This window comes from Nonomuraea sp. NPDC049709 (assembly GCF_040674815.1).
Lineage (GTDB): Bacteria > Actinomycetota > Actinomycetes > Streptosporangiales > Streptosporangiaceae > Nonomuraea.
Genome location: NZ_JBFANM010000073.1, coordinates 1 through 20,033, shown reverse-complemented (window position 1 = coordinate 20,033; position 20,033 = coordinate 1). Strand labels below are relative to the sequence as shown.

The 20,033-nt window shown below is 71.4% G+C and carries 16 protein-coding genes; 11 read left to right on the top strand and 5 right to left on the bottom strand.

Features of this window, described 5'->3' with window-relative positions:
* Positions 1–58: 58 nt before the first annotated feature.
* Entirely contained in the window at positions 59–316 is a 258-nt protein-coding gene (locus tag AB0J69_RS47715; protein ID WP_364132421.1) for a UBP-type zinc finger domain-containing protein, read from the bottom strand.
* A gap of 168 nt (positions 317–484) precedes the next feature.
* On the opposite strand from AB0J69_RS47715, the gene AB0J69_RS47710 reads away from it, so the two are divergent.
* The 7 genes from AB0J69_RS47710 (at position 485) to AB0J69_RS47680 (ending at position 10,265) form a co-directional block, all read left to right on the top strand.
* The gene (locus tag AB0J69_RS47710; RefSeq protein ID WP_364132487.1) at positions 485–1,204 is read left to right on the top strand and encodes an ABC transporter ATP-binding protein; all 720 of its coding nucleotides are present in this window, start codon (positions 485–487) and stop codon (positions 1,202–1,204) included.
* Positions 1,192–1,956 (top strand): ABC transporter ATP-binding protein, encoded by a 765-nt coding sequence (locus AB0J69_RS47705; protein WP_364132419.1) that lies wholly within the window; start codon positions 1,192–1,194, stop codon positions 1,954–1,956. Before AB0J69_RS47710 ends, AB0J69_RS47705 begins: the two co-directional genes overlap by 13 nt.
* Positions 1,953–3,803 carry an AMP-binding protein gene (locus tag AB0J69_RS47700; protein WP_364132417.1) on the top strand — a complete coding sequence of 617 codons (1,851 nt, stop codon included), beginning with the start codon at positions 1,953–1,955 and terminating at the stop codon, positions 3,801–3,803. The genes AB0J69_RS47705 and AB0J69_RS47700 overlap by 4 nt, the downstream gene beginning before the upstream one ends.
* A complete protein-coding gene (locus AB0J69_RS47695; RefSeq protein ID WP_364132415.1) occupies positions 3,800–4,687 on the top strand; it encodes a branched-chain amino acid ABC transporter permease in 888 nt (295 codons plus the stop codon). The genes AB0J69_RS47700 and AB0J69_RS47695 overlap by 4 nt, the downstream gene beginning before the upstream one ends.
* Positions 4,684–5,847: a branched-chain amino acid ABC transporter permease gene (locus tag AB0J69_RS47690; protein ID WP_364132413.1), complete on the top strand. Its 1,164-nt coding sequence runs from the start codon at positions 4,684–4,686 to the stop codon at positions 5,845–5,847. Before AB0J69_RS47695 ends, AB0J69_RS47690 begins: the two co-directional genes overlap by 4 nt.
* 10 nt (positions 5,848–5,857) lie before the next feature.
* The gene (locus AB0J69_RS47685) at positions 5,858–7,150 is read left to right on the top strand and encodes an ABC transporter substrate-binding protein (protein ID WP_364132411.1); all 1,293 of its coding nucleotides are present in this window, start codon (positions 5,858–5,860) and stop codon (positions 7,148–7,150) included.
* Between the two features lie 343 nt (positions 7,151–7,493).
* Positions 7,494–10,265, top strand: coding sequence for an AAA family ATPase (locus AB0J69_RS47680; protein WP_364132409.1), 2,772 nt, complete (start codon positions 7,494–7,496; stop codon positions 10,263–10,265).
* 75 nt (positions 10,266–10,340) lie between these two features.
* On the opposite strand, the gene AB0J69_RS47675 is transcribed toward AB0J69_RS47680, so the two are convergent.
* Positions 10,341–10,925: a short chain dehydrogenase gene (locus AB0J69_RS47675; RefSeq protein ID WP_364132407.1), complete on the bottom strand. Its 585-nt coding sequence runs from the start codon at positions 10,923–10,925 to the stop codon at positions 10,341–10,343.
* Positions 10,926–11,028: 103 nt separating this feature from the next.
* Here AB0J69_RS47675 and AB0J69_RS47670 point away from each other — a divergent pair, with 103 nt between their 5' ends.
* The 4 genes from AB0J69_RS47670 (at position 11,029) to AB0J69_RS47655 (ending at position 16,161) form a co-directional block, all read left to right on the top strand.
* Positions 11,029–12,045, top strand: coding sequence for a zinc-binding dehydrogenase (locus AB0J69_RS47670; protein ID WP_364132405.1), 1,017 nt, complete (start codon positions 11,029–11,031; stop codon positions 12,043–12,045).
* A 56-nt stretch (positions 12,046–12,101) separates the two neighbouring features.
* On the top strand, positions 12,102–12,527 hold the full coding sequence (locus AB0J69_RS47665; protein ID WP_364132403.1) for a hypothetical protein: 426 nt from the start codon (positions 12,102–12,104) through the stop codon (positions 12,525–12,527).
* Positions 12,528–12,800: 273 nt separating this feature from the next.
* Entirely contained in the window at positions 12,801–15,536 is a 2,736-nt protein-coding gene (locus tag AB0J69_RS47660; protein ID WP_364132401.1) for a cation-translocating P-type ATPase, read from the top strand.
* A 139-nt stretch (positions 15,537–15,675) separates the two neighbouring features.
* Complete coding sequence (locus AB0J69_RS47655; protein ID WP_364132399.1) at positions 15,676–16,161, top strand: Ohr family peroxiredoxin; 486 nt, start codon at positions 15,676–15,678, stop codon at positions 16,159–16,161.
* 48 nt (positions 16,162–16,209) lie between these two features.
* On the opposite strand, the gene AB0J69_RS47650 is transcribed toward AB0J69_RS47655, so the two are convergent.
* From AB0J69_RS47650 to AB0J69_RS47640, 3 genes are all read right to left on the bottom strand, one after another.
* Complete coding sequence (locus AB0J69_RS47650) at positions 16,210–18,348, bottom strand: transglycosylase domain-containing protein (protein ID WP_364132397.1); 2,139 nt, start codon at positions 18,346–18,348, stop codon at positions 16,210–16,212.
* Positions 18,348–19,331, bottom strand: a complete 984-nt coding sequence (bla, locus tag AB0J69_RS47645) for a class A beta-lactamase (protein ID WP_364132396.1) — start codon at positions 19,329–19,331, stop codon at positions 18,348–18,350. The genes AB0J69_RS47650 and bla overlap by 1 nt, the downstream gene beginning before the upstream one ends.
* Before the next feature lie 120 nt (positions 19,332–19,451).
* Positions 19,452–20,033, bottom strand: a 582-nt coding sequence (locus tag AB0J69_RS47640) for an MFS transporter (RefSeq protein ID WP_364132394.1), incomplete at its 5' end; no start/stop codon positions are given.

Below are 20,033 nucleotides of genomic sequence, written 5' to 3'. Positions count from 1 at the left end.
ATGAGGCAGGCGATCCTCGAGCGTCAGGGCCTTCGTTCAATGAGGCGATCCGCCGGCGTCAGGCCATCTGGCTGTCCACGAAGCACCACCGCCAGCTCTCGCCGGGCTCGAAGGACTGGACGACCGGGTGGCCCGTCGCGTGGAAGTGCTCGGTGGCGTGCTTGGACGGCGAGGAGTCGCAGCAGCCGATGTGGCCGCACTCCAGGCAGCGCCGCAGGTGCACCCAGCGGCCGCCGGAGGCCAGGCACTCCTCGCAGCCGGCCGGCGTCTTCGCGGTCGGGTCGTCGGACGTGGAAAGATGCTCACAAATTGCCATACCAGAAATCCTAGGACCAGAGTCTCGTTCGAATTTCGGCCGGGCCTCTTGTGGCGCGCCGGGCAAGCGTGGACATTGGCCTCATCGGGGGAGTGACATAGGCCACACCATCCCGAGGAGCCGCGCGTGCTTGAGGTACGCAACCTCGAGGTCGTCTACGACGACGTGATGCTCGTGCTGCGCGGCGTCAGCCTCAGCGTCCCGCCCGGGTCCATCGTGGCCCTGCTCGGCGCGAACGGCGCGGGCAAGACGACCTTGCTCCGGGCCCTGTCGGGGCTGCTCGACGTGCACGACGGAGAGATCACCAAGGGCGGCGTCACGCTGGAGGGCAAGCCCATCCACCACCTCAGGCCGGCCCAGATCGTCCGGCGCGGGGTGAGCCAGGTGATGGAGGGCCGCCGCATCCTGTCGGAGCTGACCGTGGAGGAGAACCTCAAGGTCGGCGGCCACACCGTGGGCGACTCGCAGCTGCAGCGCGTCTACGACCTGTTCCCGGTGCTGCGCGAGCGGCGCAGGAGCGTGTCGGGCTACCTGTCGGGCGGCGAGCAGCAGATGCTGGCCGTCGGCCGCGCCCTCATGGCGGACCCGAAATACCTGCTGCTGGACGAGCCCAGCCTGGGCCTGGCGCCGTCGCTGGTCGGCCAGGTCCGCGACCTCATCGTCGAGATCAACCGGCAGGGCACCACGGTCCTGCTGGTCGAGCAGAACGCCACGATGGCCCTGTCCATCGCCTCCCACGGCTACGTCATGGAGACCGGCAAGATCGTGATGGACAAGCCGGCGCGAGAGCTGCTCGCCGACGAGGACATCAAGGAGTTCTACCTGGGGGCCGTCCGCTCGTTCCGCGAGGTCAAGCACTACAAGCGGAGAAAACGATGGCTCTCCTGACATTTGACGACGTGCACCTGAGCTTCGCCGGGGTGAAGGCCATCGACGGGGTCTCCTTCGAGGTGCGCCAGGCGGAGCTGCTGGCCGTCATCGGGCCGAACGGCGCCGGCAAGACCTCGATCTTCAACGTCCTGTCCGGCGTCTACCGGCCCCAGAGCGGCCGGGTCACGTTCCTCGGCGCGGACCTGCTGGCCAGGCGGCCGCACGAGATCGCCGCCATGGGCCTGGCCAGGACGTTCCAGAACGTGGAGCTGTTCCACAACCTGACGGTGCTGGACAACCTGATGCTCGGCCGCCACCACCACTTCCGCTACGGCGCGCTGTCCGCCCTGCTCTGGTACGGCCGCGCCAGGCGGGCCGAGCTGGCCGCCCGCGCGAAGGTCGAGGACATCATCGACTTCCTGGAGCTGGAGGCGTGGCGCCGCCACCCCGTGCGACTGCTGCCGTACGGGGTGCAGAAGCGGGTCGAGCTGGGGCGCGCGCTGGCCATGGAGCCCCGGCTGCTCCTGCTGGACGAGCCCGTGGCCGGCATGAACCTGGAGGAGACCGAGGACATGGCCAGGTTCGTCATGGACATCCGCGACGAGCTGGGCATCCCCGTCGTGCTGGTGGACCACGACATGGCGCTGGTCATGGACCTGGCCGACCGGGTGCTCGTGCTCGACTTCGGCCGCCCGGTCGCGCTCGGCAGCCCGGCCGAGGTGCAGCGCGACCCGGCGGTCATCGAGGCGTACCTGGGAGGGACGGCATGAGCGTGCGGACCGAGGGCGTGACGACGGCGACGATCGTCACGAGGGTGCGTGAGCGGGCCAGGACCGCCCCCGAGGCCGTCGCGATGCGGCACAAGGACCTCGGGATCTGGCAGGAGGTCACCTGGGCCGCGTACTGGACGCAGGTCGAGCTGGTCGCGCACGCCCTGCTCGCGCTCGGCGTCGAGCCCGGCGACCGGGTGGCCGTGCACTCGGAGAACCGCCCCGAGTGGCTCTACGCCGACCTCGGCACGGTCGCCGTGCGCGGCATCACGGTCGGCCTCTACCCCACCAACCCGCCCGCCGAGGTCGCCTATCTGCTGGGCGACTCCGGCGCGAAGATCCTCCTCGCCGAGGACCAGGAGCAGGTGGACAAGGCCCTGGCCGTCCTCGACGAGTGCCCTGACCTGCGGCGTATCGTCTACCTGGAGCCGCGCGGCATCCGCGGCCGCTACGACGACGACGTCCTGATGTCCTGGCCCGAGCTGCTCGCCCTGGGGGCCGAGCACCGCGCCGCGCACCCCGGCGCCGTGAAGCGCCGCATGGCCGAGGTCGAGCCCGGCGACGTGATGACGCTCATCTACACCTCCGGCACCACCGGGCCGCCCAAGGGCGTGATGCTCACCGTCGGGAACGTCGAGTTCGCCGTGCGCACGCTCGTCGAAGGCGGCGGCTTCACCTCGCCGCCGCCCGCCGAACGCGACCTCGCCCTGTCCTACCTGCCGCTGTGCCACGTGGCCGAGCGTGCGTTCACGGTGTGGTTCAACGCGGCGGCCGGGGTGCAGGTGAACTTCGCCGAGTCCATCGACACCGTCCAGGCCAACCTGCGGGAGGTGCAGCCGACGATCCTGTTCGGGGTGCCGCGGATCTGGGAGAAGGTCCTGGCCCAGGTCAACATCAGGCTGGAGTCCGCGTCGCCGGCCAAGCGGGCGGTCACCAGGTTCTGGCTGCGGGCGGCCGACCGGATCGGCGACACGCTGGTGCGCACGGGCGGGCGGCACACGTTCGGCACGCGGATGGCGTACGCGCTGGGCTGGGTGTTCTGCTACCGCTCGCTGCGCGAGCGGCTGGGCATGCGGCGGGTGCGCTACGCCGCCTCCGGGGCCGCGCCGATCGCGCCCGACGTGCTCAAGTTCTACATGGGCATCGGGGTGCCCATGCACGAGGTGTACGGCATGAGCGAGAACACCGCGATCGCCACCGCCAACCGCCCCGGCCGGATCCGCCTGGGCACGGTCGGCGAGCCGCACCCCGGCATCGAGCTGAAGATCGACGAGGCCACCGGCGAGATCATGACCAGGCACCCGGGAAACTTCGCCGGCTACTGGCGCAACCCCCGCGCCACGAAGGACGTCCTGGACGAGGACGGCTGGCTGCACACCGGCGACGTGGGCGAGTTCGTCGAGGGCACGCACGTGCGGATCACCGACCGGATGAAGGACATCATCATCACGGCCGGCGGCAAGAACCTGGCGCCCAGCGAGATCGAGAACGCGCTGAAGGCCTCGCCGTACGTCAAGGAGGCCGTGGTGATCGGGGACCAGCGGCCGTACCTGGTGGCGCTGATCGGGATCGAGCTGGACACGGTGGGGGAGTGGGCGCGGCGGCGCGGCCTGCCGTACACCACCTATCGGGACCTGTCGGAGAAGCCGGAGGTGCGGGAGCTCGTCCAGGGGATCGTGACCGGGGTGAACGAGCGGTTCGCCCGGGTCGAGCAGGTCAAGCGGTTCGCGTTCCTGCCGAAGGAGCTCGACCACGAGGACGGCGAGCTGACCGCCACGCAGAAGGTCAAGCGCTCGGCCATCGCCAAGCTCTTCGAGGACCTGGTCGAAGGGATGTACAGCCGGTGAAAGGGCTGCTCGAGTCGGTGATCAGGGGCCTGGGCAACGGCTCGGTGTACGCGCTGCTCGCGCTCGGTTTCGTGATCATCTACAAGGCCACGAGGGTGATCAGCTTCGCGCAGCCCGCCCTCATGCTGGCCGGCGGGGTCGCCGTCAGCTACCTGGCCGCGGTGACCGGCTTCTACCCGGCCGTGCTGCTGTCGGCGCTGCTCATCGCCGGGGTGGCGCTGGTCGTCGAGCGGGTGGCGATCAGGCCGATGGTGGGCCGGCCGGTCTTCGTCGTGGCGATCATCACGCTCGGCATCGACGTGGTCGTGCGGGTGGTGGTGAACGGCTTCATCGGCCGGGACGTGCGCCAGGTCGGGGACCCGTGGGGGTTCACGCAGGTCTCGCTCGGGCCGCTGGTCGTGCAGTCGCGCTGGCTGGCCATGATGCTGGTCACCGCCGTGCTGGTGGCGCTGCTGTTCGCGTTCTTCCGCTACACCCGCTACGGCCTGGCCATGCGGGCGGCGGCCTTCGACCAGGAGATCGCGCTCGCGCAGGGGGTCTCGGTGGGCGCGGTGTTCGCGCTGTCCTGGGGGCTGGCCGGGTTCCTGGCGGCGATCGCCGGGATGTTCGTCGGCACCGGGCAGGGGATCGAGCAGATGACCTGGGTGATCGCGCTGAAGGCGCTGCCGGCGATCATCGTGGGCGGGCTCGACTCGCTCGGGGGCGCCGTGGTGGGCGGGCTGGTCGTGGGGGTGGTGGAGTCGCTGTTCCAGTCGTACCAGGGGGAGTTCGCGCCGTGGCTGGGGCAGAACTTCGCGGTCGTGTCGCCGTACGTGGTGATGCTGATCGTCCTGCTGGTCAGGCCGTACGGGCTGTTCGGGACCCGGGAGGTCGAGCGGGTATGACTGATACGCGCTCCGCGGCGTCCGCCGCGCCCGACATACCGGCCGGCCGGTCACGAAAGGTGCGCGGCCGGCCGCTGCTCTACACCTCCTACGCCCAGGACATGGCGCTGCTCGACACCCGGGCCAAGCGGGTGTCGACGCTGGTCCTCGTGGTGCTGGCGTTCGGGCTGTCGGTGCTGTTGCAGGACCGGTCGCTGGAGGTGCTGGCGGGGGCGTACGTGCTGGCCATCGGCGCGATCGGGCTGAACATCGTCACCGGGTACGCCGGGCAGGTCTCGCTCGGGCACGCCTTCTTCGTCGCCATCGGCGCGTACACGGCCGCCGCGCTGTCCGGCCCCGTGGACGGCGAGAACCTCGGCTACGGCATCGCCGAGCTGTGGATCTGGCTGCCCGCCGCCGGACTCGTCGCGGCGGCGGCCGGGGTGCTGGTCGCGCCGCTGGCCACCCGGTTGCGCGGCCTCTACCTGGCCGTCGTCACGCTCGGCCTGGTCTTCCTGGGCGAGCACATCTTCAAGGAGTGGCAGGAGCTGACCGGCGGCCCCGGGGTCGGCCGGGAGGCGGCGGTCCCGCAGCTGTTCGGCGTGCGCCTGGACCAGGACGGCCCGCTCGGCACCAAGGAGCAGCTGCTCTACACGCTCATGCTGGCGCTGCTCATCGTCTTCGCCGTGGCCGCCCGCAACCTGGCCCGCTCCCGCATCGGCCGCGCCTTCGCCGCCATCCGCGACCGGGACATCGCGGCCGCGGTGATCGGGGTGCCGCTGACGCGCTACAAGGTCCTGGCGTTCGGCATCTCGTCGTTCTACGCGGGGTGCGCGGGCGGCCTGCTGTACACGATCTCCGGGTACGTGGAGCCCGGGTCGTTCAACCTGCTGCTGTCGGTGCAGTTCATCGCGATGGTGTTGATCGGCGGGGTGGCGACGGTGTCCGGGGCGATCGCGGGCGCGCTGTTCATCTCGCTGCTGCAGCCGGTGACCCGGTCGTTGCCCGCGCTGGTGCCGTTCATCAGCGGGGACACGACGCAGACGCCGAACGTGTTCCAGGTCGAGACCGTCCTGTACGGGCTGCTGATCGTGCTGTTCCTCATCTTCGAGCCACGGGGCCTGTTCGGCCTGTGGATCCGGGTTCGCAACTACTGGAAGTCCTGGCCGTTCTCGTACTAGGAGGGTCGCGATGAAGAGTCGCTCCGCAACCGGATTTATCGCCATAGTGGCCCTGCTGTCCGCATGCGGTGTCTTCCGGGGGGACGACCAGGGCGGTGAGGGCGCCGCCGCGCAGGCTCCAGGCGTCACCGCCGAACCCTGCCCCTCAGCCGTCGACACCAAGAAGGGCTGCATCTACCTCGGCACGGTCTCCGACCTGACCTCCGGCCCCTTCGCCGCGCTGGCCGTACCGATCACCGACGCCCAGAAGGCGTTCTGGGCCCGCGTCAACAAGGCGGGCGGCATCGGTGGCAAGTACGAGGTGGACGTCACCAGGTACGTCAAGGACAACAAGTACAACCCGGAGGTGCACCGGCAGGTCTACAACGAGATCAAGGACCAGGTGCTCGGGCTGGCCCAGACGCTCGGCTCACCGACGACGGCGGCCATCATCGGGGACCTCAAGGCCAACAACATCGTCGCGGCCCCCGCCTCCTGGACCTCGGCCTGGGAGTTCGAGGACGTCATCATCGAGACCGGCTCCAACTACTGCGTGGAGGCCATGAACTCGGTGGACTACGCGATGGACACGTACAAGCCGAAGTCGGTCATGGCCGTCCACCTGGCGGGCGACTACGGCGCCGACGCCGCGGCCGGCGCCAAGTTCGCCGCCGAGCGCAACGGCCTGAAGTTCACCAGCGTCGAGACCCCGACGGGCGCGACCGAGCAGGGCCGGGCCATCACGGAGATCACCAAGAACAAGCCGGACCTGGTCATCCTGACGACGGGCCCCGCGGACGCCGCCACGATCGTCGGCCAGACCGCCGCGGCCGGCTACAAGGGCCGCTTCATCGGCACCGGCCCCACCTGGAACCCCGCCCTCCTGCAGTCACCGGCGGCACCGGCGCTGAAGGCCCTGTACGAGCAGTCGGCCCCCGGCCGTCCCTGGGACGCCGACACGCCCGGCCACAAGGCGATGCGCGACGCGCTGCCCGGCGTCACCCCGAACGACGGCTACACGTCGGGCTGGGCGTGGGCGTACCCGCTGAAGGCGGCCCTGGACCAGATGGTGGCCGGCGGGGACGTCAGCCGGAAGGGCCTGCTGGCGGCGGTCAAGACGCTGAAGACCGTCGACTACGAGGGCATGCTGCCCCCGGAGGCCGGCAACTACGCGGACGCCACTGGCGCCTCGGTGTTCCGGCAGACCTTGATCAACAAGGTGGACGACAAGGCGACGACGGGGGTCACCACGGTGAAGGACTTCTTCGTGGGGCCCACGGCGCAGGCGCACACGTTCGACGGGCCCTGCTACACCAAGCTGTAGCTCGCCGAGGGCTCCGGCCCCCGCGCCGCTTCCTCGTCCCCGGGCGAGAGGCGGAGCCGGCCGCGTACTTCTGCCTGTGGTTCTGCCTCGACTCCAGCTCACCGCGCCTGCTTCCATTTGTCCTGCGCACCTCTTCGAGGGGACAATGCCTGACGTAGTCGTCGGCACGGCTCCCACTCGCGCACCGATCTGTGCGCTGCGTCGATTTTGTCGAACCCTGACAGATGTGGAAGTCCATGATCTCCTCCGAGTCTTCGGCCGAGCGGCGATACACCGAGACGGATGAACACATGAGCCGCGGCAGCGCGCCCGTCGCGGCCGGCGTCCCGGTCGGGCGGTCCTGATGATCGGCAGGGATCCCAGGCCGCGGCTGCGTGGCCGGCAGATCGAGTGCGAGACGCTGGACCGGCTGGTGGCGACGGTGCAGGCCGGTCGCAGCGCGGTCATGGTCGTACGCGGCGAGGTCGGCATCGGCAAGACGGCGCTGCTGGAATACGCGCGCGGCAGCGCGTCCGGCTGCCGGATCGCCCGGGCGGCCGGCGTCGAGTCGGAGATGGAGCTGGCCTTCGGCGGGCTGCACCAGCTGTGCGCCCCGTTCCTGGACCATCTCGCTCGCCTGCCCGGCCCGCAGCGCGACGCGCTGCAAACCGCGTTCGGCCTGAGCTCGGGACATCCGCCGGACCGCTTCCTGGTCGGGCTGGCGGTGCTCAGCCTGCTCGCCGAGGTGTCGGAGAAGGAGCCGCTGGTCTGCCTGATCGACGACGCCCAGTGGCTGGACCTGGTCTCCGCGCAGACGCTCGCCTTCGTCGCGCGGCGCCTGCTCGCCGAGCCGATCGGGCTGGTGCTCGCGGTGCGCGACGCCAACCTCGAGACCGAGCTGGTGGGGCTGCCGCAGCTGGCGGTGGGGCGGTTGAGCGACATCGACGCCCGCGCGCTGCTGGACTCCGTGACACCCGGGCGGCTGGACGAGCGGGTACGGGACCGGATCGTCGCCGAGACGCAGGGCAACCCGCTGGCCCTGCTGGAGCTGCCCCGGGGACTCACACCGGCGGAGCTGGCCGGCGGGTTCGGGCGGCCGGACGCGCGGCCGCTGGCCGGCCAGATCGAGCAGAGCTTCCTGCGCCGCGTCGAGTCGCTGCCGGCCGAGACGCAGCAGTTGCTGCTCATCGCGGCGGCCGAACCGATAGGCGATGTGACCCTGCTGACCCGCGCGGCCGAGTCGCTGGGCATCGACGCCTCCGCCGCGTCGCCGGCCGAGGCGGCGGGCCTGATCATCATCGGGACCCGCGTCCGGTTCCGCCACCCCCTCGTACGCTCGGCGGCCTACCGGGTGGCGGCCCCGCAGGACCGGCAGCACGTGCACCGCGCGCTGGCCGACGCGACCGATCCGCAGACCGATCCCGACCGCCGCGCGTGGCATCTGGCCAACGCGATGGCCGGCCCGGATGAGACGGTGGCCGCCGAGCTGGAGCGCTCGGCCGATCGGGCGCAGGCGCGCGGCGGGGTCGCGGCGGCGGCCGCGTTCCTGGAGCGGGCGGCCGAGCTGACCCCCGATTCCGCCCGCCGCGGGGCCAGGGCGCTGGCGGCGGCGCGGGCCAAGTATCAGGCCGGCGGGTACGACGCCGCGCTCGAGTTGCTGGACGCGGCCGAGCTCAGCCCCCTGGATGAGCGCGAGCTGGCCCAGGCCGACCTGCTGCGCGGTCAGATCGTGTTCGCCTCCACCAGTGCCGGCGCCGCCCTGCCGCTGCTGCTCAAAGCCGGCAAGCGCCTGGAGCCGCTGGACACCGGCCTGGCCCGCGAGACCTACCGCGACGCGCTGAACGCGGCCATGACGGCCGGCCGGCTGCCGAGCGGCGCTCAGGTGGTGGACGTCGCCAAGGCGGTGCTGGCCGCACCGCCGGGGCCGCCACCAGGGCGCAACGATCTGTTCCTGGACGGCGTGGCCGTGGTGGCCACCGAGGGTTACCCGGCGGGCGTGCCGATGATACTGCGGGCCCTGGAGGACTTCCGCGACGGAGAGGTCTCCAGGGACGAGGGCCTGGGCTGGCTCCCGTTCGCCTGCCGCGTGGCCCACAACGTCTGGGACTTCGACAGCTGGTCGGTGCTCTCGGCGAGGCTGGTCGACCTGGCCCGCGAGACGGGGGCGCTGTCCGTGCTGCCGCTGGCCCTCCACATGCGCGTGGCGAACCGGACTCTGGCCGGCGAGCTCGCCGCCGCCGACGCGCTGGTCGCCGAGACACAGGCGATCGGTGAGGCGACGGGCAGCCGCTTCCTCGCCCAGTACGCCGCTCTGGTGCTCGAACCCTGGAAGGGCCGGGAGGCCGCGACACGCCAGGCGATCGAAGCGCTCACGCAGGACACGGCCCTGCAGCGGGAAGGCAAGGTGGTGACCGCCACCCAGTGGGCGAGCGCGGTGCTGTACAACGGCCTGGCCCGCTACGAGGAGGCGTACGTCGCGGCGGAGCGAGGCTGCGAGCACCCGCAGGAACTCGGAGGCCCGTTCATCAGGTCCCTGATCGAGCTCGTCGAGGCCGCGGCCCGGAGCGGACGGGCGGCCCGCGCGGTCGAGGCCGCTGTGCGGATCGACGAGCTGGCACAGGCCAGCGGCACCGAATGGGCCCTCGGTACCTCGGCGAGCGCGCGTGCCCAGGCGAGCACCGGACCGGCCGCCGAGGCGCTGTACCGCGAGGCGATCGAGCGGCTCGGCGGCACCGAGGTCCGGGTGATGCTCGCCCGTACCCGGCTGCTCTACGGCGAGTGGCTGCGCCGGGAGAACCGCCGCGTCGACGCGCGCGAGCAACTCGGCATCGCCTACGAGATGCTCGGCCAGATGGGCGCCGAGGCGTTCGCCGAGCGCGCCCGGCGCGAGCTCCAGGCCACCGGCGAGACCGTCCGCAAGCGCGCCGCCGAGGTGCGCTCCTCCGCGCTCACCGCCCAGGAAACGCAGATAGCGCGCCTGGCCGGTGACGGGCTGACGAACCCCGAGATCGGCGCCCAGCTCTTCATCAGCCCGCACACCGTCGAATGGCACCTGCGCAAGGTCTTCGCCAAGCTCGGCATCTCCTCCCGCAAGCAGATCCGCACGGTGCTCGGCGGCGCGGCGGCCACGGCCTGACCGCTCCGCCGAGATCCGGCGCTCTCGCCCGCATCGCCGCTGACTGAGCCGGGGCGGTGAGGTCCCGGTGCCCCGTCAGGGAATGATCGTCTGTCCTTGCGCGGACCCTTCGACGGCTTCGACATACGCCCGCGCCACCTCGGCGGCAGGCGTTCCGGCGGAGCCGTCCATGCCCATGGCCTCCAGCGTCTCGCGAACCCACCCCGGGCTGATCACGTTGATCCGCAGCCCGCGCGGAAGCTCGGCGGCCGCGTTGCGGACGAAGCCCGCCAGGCCCGAGTTGACCAGCGCCCCCAGCGAGCCACCGGCCAGCGGGGCGGCGAACGTGCCCCCGGTGAGCGTGATCGAGCCACCGTCCCGCAGGTGGTGTACGGCACGCATGGCCAAGGCGACCTGCCCCAGCAGCTTGCCGCGCAGCCCGGCCGCGAACTCCTCGTCCTTCGCCGTACCCAGGTCGATCAGCGGACCACTGGCCGCGCAGCACACCACGGCGTCGGCGCCGGGCACCGCGGCGAAGAGGGCGTCGAGCGAGGCGGGGTCCTCCAGATCCACCCGCGCCTCACCGCGCCGCGAGGCCGGCACCACGAGATGGGCCGGTCGCAGCGCGCCGACGACGGCCCGGCCCACGGTTCCCGTCGCGCCGATCACGATCACTTTCATGCCTCGATCATGCCAACCGGAACCCCGTGGCGGGGAGGCGGCCGGGCGGCCCGCCACCTTTCAAGATCACGACTGCTGGTACGTTGAGGCAGGTCGGAATGTAATGTCGATCCCGATAACGGAGGACATGATGCGCGCCGTCGTCGTCAAGCAACCCGGCCCCGTCGAGGCTCTGGAGATCGTGGAGGTCCCGGAGCCCACTCCTGGCGAGGGCGAGATCGCCATCGACGTGGAGTACGCCGGCGTCGGCTTCGTCGACACCCTGTTCCGCGCCGGCGCCTTCGACTTCCCGGTCCCGTTCACGCCGGGCATCGAGGTCACCGGCCGCGTACGCTCGGTCGGCCCCGGCGTGACCGGTTTCGAGCCCGGCCGGCCCGTGGGCGCCTGCCTGAACGACTTCGGCAGGGCCGCCCGTGCCGGCGGGTACGCGGAGGTCGCCGTCGCGCACGCCACCATGGCCGTGCCGCTCCCGGAGGACGCCGACCGGGCCCGCGTCGCGGGCGCCCTGGTGAACGGCGTCACCGCCTGGATGGCGCTGCACGACCTGGCACGGCTGCGGGCGGACGAGGACGTCGTGGTGCTGGGCGCCGGCGGCGGCCTGGGAGGCACCATGTGCCGCATGGCCGCGGCCCACCCGGCCCGCAAGGTGATCGGCGTCGTCGGCAGCGAGGCCAAGCGCCCGGCGGCCCCCGCGGAGTGCACCGACGTCATCCTCGCCGCCGACCTCGACGACGCCCTCCGGCGGCTGGGCGGCGGGCGCGGCGTGGACGTGGTGGTCGACCCGGTGGGCGGGGACCTGCGCCGCCGGGCGTTCGAGCACCTGGCGCCGTTCGGCCGCCTGCTGATCGTCGGCGACGCCAGCGGCGACGACACGGCACTGCCCGGCGACGGCGCCTGGCTGAACTCCCGCCAGGTCATCGGCCTGAGCGTCGGCGGCGTGGCCCATCTCGTCCCGCAGTCGGTGGCCACGGCGAGCGCGGCGGTCATCGGCCTCCTCCACCGCGGCGTGCTGAACGAACCGGTGCCGGCGGTGGTGCCGTTGAGCCAGGTCGCCGACGTCCACGCGGCCCTGGAGTCCCGCACGGCGCCCCCGAAGACGGTCCTGGCCGTACGTGAGTGAGTGGTGTGCGGCGATGGCGCGGCGATAGTGGGGCGCATGCCGCCCTCGGCGAACATGTGCTTTCGATCCTGACCCGCACCGACTACCTGGTCGACGACTTCGACGAGATCATCGCGGCGGGACGGCGGGCGTACCGTTCGATCGAGCCCGACGCGGGCGAGGACGAGGTGCGGGCGGAGGTGAGTGACGTGACGGGCGCCATCTACGAGATCCTCCACACGAATGGGGACGAGGTGCCGTTCCCCTTCCCCGGCGCACGACCGATCACGGGGATGATCTGGTTCCTGGAGGCCGGCGAGGCGATGTCGGTCGAGTATCACAACCACCCGGTGGATCCGTTCGCGGTGGCCGGGAGGCGGATGACGGACTGCTCTACGCGCACCGTCACATCTACATGCCGCCGCCGGGCGACTTCCCGGAGATGGGCTAGCGTCGGCCTGCGCCTGCACGCTACTCGGACCGGGCGGGCCACTGATTCGTGACACCGCGGAGCGGTCACCGGCCACGGTGACGACGCTTGTCCGGCGCCCCTGCCGTCGGTGCTCGCGCAGTGGGGCGAATCGGGCAGAGAAGGCTCTGCCTGTCACAACCCGCCCGGTCGTTCGGTCATAGCAGGGGGCGGAGTTCCCCCCATCCCGGCGGGTGCGCGGGACGGCCGATGGTCGTCGGGTTCCCGACAGCTGTTCCGGCACTTCACCAGGGTGGAGCCGCGCTGCCGACCGGGAGACGGTCACGCAGCAACGGAGGATGACCGCATGATCGAACCGGATCAGGTGCCGTGGCACGCGCTGCCGGCGAGCGATGTCGCCTTGAGGCTTGAGGCGGCCCCGGAGGAAGGTCTGTCGACCGGAGAAGCGGCGCACCGGCTCGAGCGGTACGGCCCCAACCAACTGCGGGAGGCGGCCCGCGAGCCGCGCTGGCGGGCGTTCCTGCGCCAGTTCCAGGACCTGATGATCCTGATCCTGCTGGTCGCCGCCGCGGTCAGCCTGGTGATCTCGCGGGACTGGGAGACCCCGCTGGCGATCGCCGTGGTCGTGCTGCTGAACGCCACCATCGGCTTCGTTCAGGAGTCCCGCGCCGAAGCCTCACTGGAGGCGCTGCGGAGGATGACCTCCACCACCGCCACCGTGCGGCGCGACGGCCGGCTCGCCCGGCTGGACGCCAAGGAGCTGGTTCCCGGTGATGTGGTGGTCGTCGAGGCCGGAGACCGGGTGCCGGCGGACGGGCGGCTGTTGTCGTCGTCCGCGCTGGAGGTACGGGAGGCGGCGCTGACCGGGGAGGCGCAGCCGGTCGCCAAGTCCGCCGCCGGCCGCGTCGAGGAGGGGGCGCCGCTGGGCGACCGTACGAACGCGTTGTTCATGAACACCTCGGTCACCCGCGGGCGGGGCGAAATGCTGGTCACCGCCACCGGCATGGCGACCGAGACCGGCCGGATCGCCGGCCTGCTCGCCACCGCCAAGCCGGCCCCGACCCCGCTCCAACGGCAGATCAGCGTGCTCAGCCGGACCCTGGCCCTCATCTCCGCCGTCGTGGTCGTCATCGTGGTCGTGCTCGGACTGGTGCGCGGACAGGAGCTCGGCGTGCTGTTCGTCACCGCGGTCTCGCTGGCGGTGGCCGCCATCCCCGAGGGGCTGCCGGCGGTGGTGGCGTTCACGCTGGCCATGGGCACCGACCGGCTCGCCCGCCGCGGAGCCATCGTCAAGCGGCTGTCCTCGGTGGAGACCCTCGGCAGCACCTCGCAGATCTGCACCGACAAGACCGGCACGCTGACCCTCAACCAGATGACCGCCCGCGAGCTCGTCCTCGCGCAGCGGCGCCTCACCGTCTCCGGTCACGGCTACGCCGTCGACGGGCGGATCCGCTCCACAGACGGCCTCCCGCCACCCCCCACCCTGGACCAGGCGTTACTCGCGATGGCGCTGTGTACCGACGCCGTGCTCCGCGACGAGGAAGAGGTGGTCGGCGACCCCACCGAAGCCGCTCTGGTCGTGCTCGCCGAAAAGGGCGACATCGACGTCACGGCACTGCGCCGGCGGCACCCGCGCCTGGCGGAGATCCCGTTCGACGCCGATCACAAGTTCATGGCCACGTTCCACCACTGGACGGACGACGATGGCCGGCCGGTCGTGCGCTGCTTCGTCAAAGGCGCGCCGGACGTCCTGGCCGCTCGTGCCATCCACCAGCTGGGCCCGGACGGCGTCACCGAGCTCGACCCGCAGGCCCGGCGACGCTACGACGAGGCGAACGCGGCCCTCGCCGAACAAGGCCGCCGGGTGCTGGCCGTGGGCCGTCAGGACTTCCCCGCTGACGGCTTCGACACCGGCGACGACGCGAAGGAGCTGCTGGACCGCATCGTCCTGATCGCCCTGGTCGGCATCGTCGACCCGCCCCGCCCGGAGGCACGGCAGGCCATCGAGCAGTGCCACGAAGCGGGCATCCGGGTCCGCATGATCACCGGTGATCACGCGGTGACGGCCGCGGCCATCGCCCGCGACCTGGACATCCCCGGGCAGGCCGTCACCGGCGCCGAGCTCGACCAGATCTCCGACGACACCGAGCTGGCCCGCCGCCTGGACGACATCGGCGTGATCGCCCGGGTCTCGCCCGAGCACAAGCTGCGCATCGTCGGTGCCCTGCAGGCCCGCGGCGACGTGGTCGCGATGACCGGCGACGGCGTCAACGACGCCCCCGCGCTACGCAAGGCGGACATCGGCGTCGCCATGGGTCTGACCGGGACGGAGGTGACCAAGGAGGCGGCGACGATGGTCCTGACCGACGACAACTTCGCCACCATCGTGGGCGCCGTCCGCGAGGGGCGTGGCGTCTACGACAACATCGTCAAGTTCACCCGCTTCCAGCTCTCCACCGCGCTCGGCTTCGTCCTGACGTTCCTGATCACCTCGCTGACCGGCATCGCCGGCGGCGCCCCGTTCACCGCCCTGCAGATCCTCTTCGTCAACCTCGTCATGGACGGCCCGCCCGCGATGTCCCTCGGCGTGGACCCGGTCAGCCCGGACGCGATGAGCCGGCCACCCCGCCCCGCGCGCGAAGCCATCCTCACCCGTGAGCGTCTCATCCGCATCCTGCTGACCAGCGCCATCATGGCGACCGGCACCGCCGCCGTGCTCGTCTGGGCCCCGGGGCCCGACCCTGCCGTCGGTCAGGCCAGTGTCGCCGGCACGATGGCGCTCGTCACGTTCGTCTTCTTCCAGGCGTTCAACCTGCTCACCGTCCGCCACCCCACTCGCAGCCTGTTCCACCGCGAGACCCTGCACAACGTCAACCCGCTGCTCGCCACCCTGGCGGTGGTCGCCTTGCTGCTGCTCATCGTCGAACTGGACGCCCTGCACGGCTTCTTCACCACCACCGATCTCACCTTCGGGCAGTGGATGACCTGCTTGGCCGTCGGCTCGGCCATCCTGTGGACCGGCGAAGCCGTCAAGGCCCTGCTACGCGTACGCGACCGCCGTCGTCGCACTCACGGCACGTGAGCGCGACCTCATGGGGATCGTCAACCCGTTCGGACGGTCACGCAGGCGGAAAGCCGGATCGGCTTGTCACAACACGCCGCGCCATCCGGTCTTAACTTGCTGGAACCCCAAGAACAGAGTGCCACTGAAAGGTGTACCGATGAACAACCCGACATTGTCCCCGGAGCACGACTACAGCGGCTCCACGTTCAAACCGCTCTACACCACGCGCGTCACCGTGACCGCCGGCGCTTCCGCCCGCGGCGGGGCCGGCGGCCGGGCCGCCTCCGCCGACCGCGGCCTCACCCTGGAGCTGCGGATGCCCGAGGAGATGGGTGACGACAACCTCGGCCCGGATCCCGAACAGCTCTTCGCCGCCGGATACGCCGCCTGCTTCCACGGCGTCCTCGCCCTGCTGGCCCGCCGGCACCTCCTCGACCCCGAGACGATCAGCGTGGAAGCAGCCGTCGCCTTCGCCCGCGACCCTGCCGACGGCGACTACGAGCTGCGCGCCGACCTCGTCGTCACCTGGCCCGGAGTCGAGCGCGAGACGGCGGCCCCGTTGCTCGCGCAGGCGAGCGCGCTGTGCCCGTACGCGAGGATGACCCGCCGAAGCGTCCCCGCCACCATCAGCTTCACCGCCTGAGCTCGCGCCTCCGACGGTGGAGCACTCTCCGCCGCCCAGACGGCCGGCCTACTCCAGGATGTCGTCCGGGCTGAGGGTCACCTCCGGGGTCGCTTCGCCGGGTTCCTCCGGCTTCTCCTGGCGGCAGCCCTCGCCGCACCCTTCGAAGCGCGCGGCGTCGATCGGTGCGAAGGCCGTCGGCTCCACCCCGCTCAGTGCCGACATCATCGTGTCCTTCCAGATCGGACCCGGGATGCTGGCCCCCTGGACCGCCCCGTAGTACCGGCCGCCGATCGTCACTCCCGTCAGTTTGTGACGCTGGGATCCCCGGGGGTCGCCGAGGCTGACCGCGGCCGCCAGGTCCGGGGTGAAGCCGGCGAACCAGGCCGACGCGTAGTCGTCCGTGGTGCCCGTCTTGCCGGCGGCGTCCCGGCCGATGCCCCCGACCCCGCTCATCGTGCCCTCCTTGAACACCCCGGACAGGACCTCGGCCGTCGCGTCGGCGATCGCCGGTTCCAGGGCCTCGCGGCACTTCGGGCGGTAGCGGGTGGTCTTGCCGTTCCTGTCGGTGATGTGGGTGATCGCCATCGGAGCGCAGTACGTGCCGCGCGCCGCGATCGCCGCGTACGCGCTCGCCACCGTCACCGGGTCCGTCTCGTTGATGCCGAGCGTGAACGTCTCGAACTCCTGCAGCTTCTTCCCGTCCGCCCGCCGGATGCCCAGCGACTTGGCCGTCTTGACCGTGTCGCAGAGCCCGACCCGCTCCTCCAGCTCCATGAAGAACGTGTTCACCGAGTCCCACGTCCCGCTCCGCAGCGTCTTCCAGCCGGGGGAGCCCTCGTCGTTGGTGACGGTGTGCGTCGGGTCGCCGATGCTCTGGCCCGCGCAGTTCTTGAACGTCGAGTACGCCGGGGCCCGGTAGCCGGCGCCGGCGGTGAGGCCGTCGTCCAGCTTCATGCCCTCCTTCAGCGCCGTGATCAGGGTGAACGTCTTGAACGTGGAGCCGGGCTGGAAGCCGATGCCGCCCCCGTGCGCGGCGTCCGCGACCACGTTGTACGAGATCTCGTTCCGGGCCGCGCTCCTCCCGTACCGCCTGCTGGCGGCCATCGCCTTGATCGCCCCCGTGCCGGGCTCCATCAGGGCCTCGGAGGCGACCGGCTCGTCCGAGGCGTGCACGTACCGCTTGATGGCCCGGTCGGCGGCGGCCTGCATGGCCGGGTCGATCGTCGTCCTGATCGTCAGGCCGCCGCGGTTGAGCATCGTCAGCCTGGCCTTGGCCGTGCGGCCGAAGTCGGGGTTGCTGAGGATCTCGTGCCGGACATACAGGCAGAAGTACGGATATTTGCTGGACTCGCAGCCGCCGGGGATCTGCGTGCCCTTGTACCCGAGCTTGGTGGCCCTCGCCTTGGCCGCCTCGGCGGTGGTGATCCTGCCGAGCTCGGCCATCCGGTCCAGGACCACGTTGCGGCGCTTCAGCAGGCGCTCGCGATGCTGCTTGCCCAGGTTGGGGTCGGTGGCGTTCGGGTCCTGGACGGCCCCCGCGAGCGTGGCCGCCTGCGGCAGGGTCAGCTTGGCCGCGGACTCGCCGAAGAAGCGCTTGGCCGCCGCCTCCACCCCGTACGCGCCGGCGCCGAAATACGCGATGTTCAGATATTTCTCGAGAATCTGGTCCTTGGTGTACTTCTCCTCGATCCCCATCGCATACCGCAGCTCGTTGAGCTTGCGCGCGTAGCTCGCCTCCAGGGCCGCGTTCCGCTCCGCCTCGGTGTCGGCCGAGTTGAGCAGCACCTGCTTGACGTACTGCTGGGTGATGCTCGACCCGCCCTGGCTCACCCGGCCTGACTGCAGGTTCGTCGCGAACGCGCGCAGCGTGCCCTCGATGTCGATCGCCCCGTGCTCGTAGAACCGGAAGTCCTCGATCGCCACGATGGCCGTCTTCATCGTCTCGGAGATCTCGTCGAAGCCGACGACCTCGCGGTACTCCTCGTAGAAGCGGGCGATCTCGCCGCCCTTGGCGTCCCGCACGATCGTGACCTCGGCCGGCGGCGGCTCGACCAGGTCGGCGGGCTTGAGGTTCACCTCACCGGCCGCCGCCACGAACCCGAACCCGGCGCCCCCGACGGCCGGGATCGCGATGGCGGCCACGAGCACGCCCGCCGCCGCACCCGCGGCGCCCAGGCGTACGATCTTCGTCCCCCGACGTGACATCAGAGCCTGCCGAGCCCGCGGGCCAGGATCGTGGCGGCCCGGGCGATGACCGTGTCGTCGGCGGGCAGGCCGGCGACCTCGCGGTTGGTGTAGACGGCCAGGATGATCGGGGCGCCAGACCTGCCGGACGGCCAGGCCACGGCGATGTCGTTGGCCGCGCCGATCTCCGAGTTCGTGCCCGTCTTGTCGCCGATCGTCCAGGTCTTGGGCAGACCGGTGCGGATGCGCGCGTCGCCGGTCTCGGTGGCGACCAGCCAGGCGTTGAGCCGCTCCCGGTCCTTGGCGTCGAGCGCGTTGCCGGCGGTGACCAGGCGCAGGTCACGGGCGATGGCCGCGGGCGTGGTGGTGTCGCGCTTGTCCTTGGGGGTCCAATCGTTCAGCTCGGTCTCCCAGCGGTCCAGGCGGGAGACCGGGTCCTTGAGCTTGCGGAAGTACCTGGTCAGCCCGGCCGGGCCGCCGATCTGCTTGAGCACCATGTTGCCCGCGGTGTTGTCGCTCAGGGTGATGGTCGCCTCGCAGAGCTGCGCGACCGTCAGGCCGTCCTTGACGTGCTTCTCGGTGGTCGGCGAGTTGGGCTTCAGGTCGGCGGCCGTCCACTTGACGACCTTGTCCATCAGGCCGGGCTCGGAGGTGCGGGCCTTGTCCAGCGCCGCCGCGCAGGCCATCGCCTTGAACGTGGACAGCAGCGCGAACCGCTCGCCCGACCGGTACGCGACCGTCCTGCCGGTGGCGGTGTCGATGGCGTACGCGCCGATGCGGCCCTTGAAGGACGCCTCCAGGGCGCGCAGCTCCTTCTTGACGCGGGCCGCGGCCACCGGCGTGGGCTGGACGGTCGCGAATCGCACGGGCGCCGACCGCTCGGCGCTCGCCGTCGGGGCGGCCGAGGCCGTCCCCGTCGTCAGCGTGCCGCCCGCCAGGAGGGAGATCGTCAGAGCGGTCGCCCGCAGCGCGGCCGGGTAGCGGCGGGCGCGGAGGTGTCGCATGCCATGTCCTTGCTGTCGTCCGTCATCAGGTCAGAGGGCAGGAGCAAAGCAGATGCGATCAGCCGATGTCTAATAGCGATATCGGGAAAAGTTCGATATCGAATCCCATATGACAGCAGGTCAGCGCCGCCGAAGAAGGACCAGCACCCCCGCCGCGAGCAGCCCGCCGGCATGCAGGCACAGCGTCGCCACGATGCCGATCCGGTCGCCGAGCACGCCCGCGAGCGCCATGCCCAGCAGCCCCGTGGCCGCATGGGCGCTGCCGAGCAGGCCGAAGACGGCACCCCGGCGGTCATCGCCGGTGACCGTCTGGGCCAGGGTGGTGAATCCCGCCATCGCGGCCGCGGAAGGGACACCGGCCACGACGATCAGCACGAGCGCGGGCCACAGCGCGGGTAACGCCAGCGGGTACGCGAACAGCGCCAGGTCCACCGCCCCGAACACGACCGTCCCCCAGCCCAGCAGCGCCCGGGGCGAGGCGTTCCCCGGGTGCGCCGCCACGGCCAGCCCCCCGGCGATCCCGCCGACGGCCTGCACCGACAGGAACAGCCCGTACGCCTCCCCGCGACCGCCCAGCACGTCCACCACGAACGGCGCCGCCAGCGTCGCGAAGATCCCCTCGCCCAGCCCCGTGATCGCCATGTACGCCACCAGCAGCCGGACCCCCGCGTCCCGCACCGGCGCCGGCGGCCCGCCGGCCCG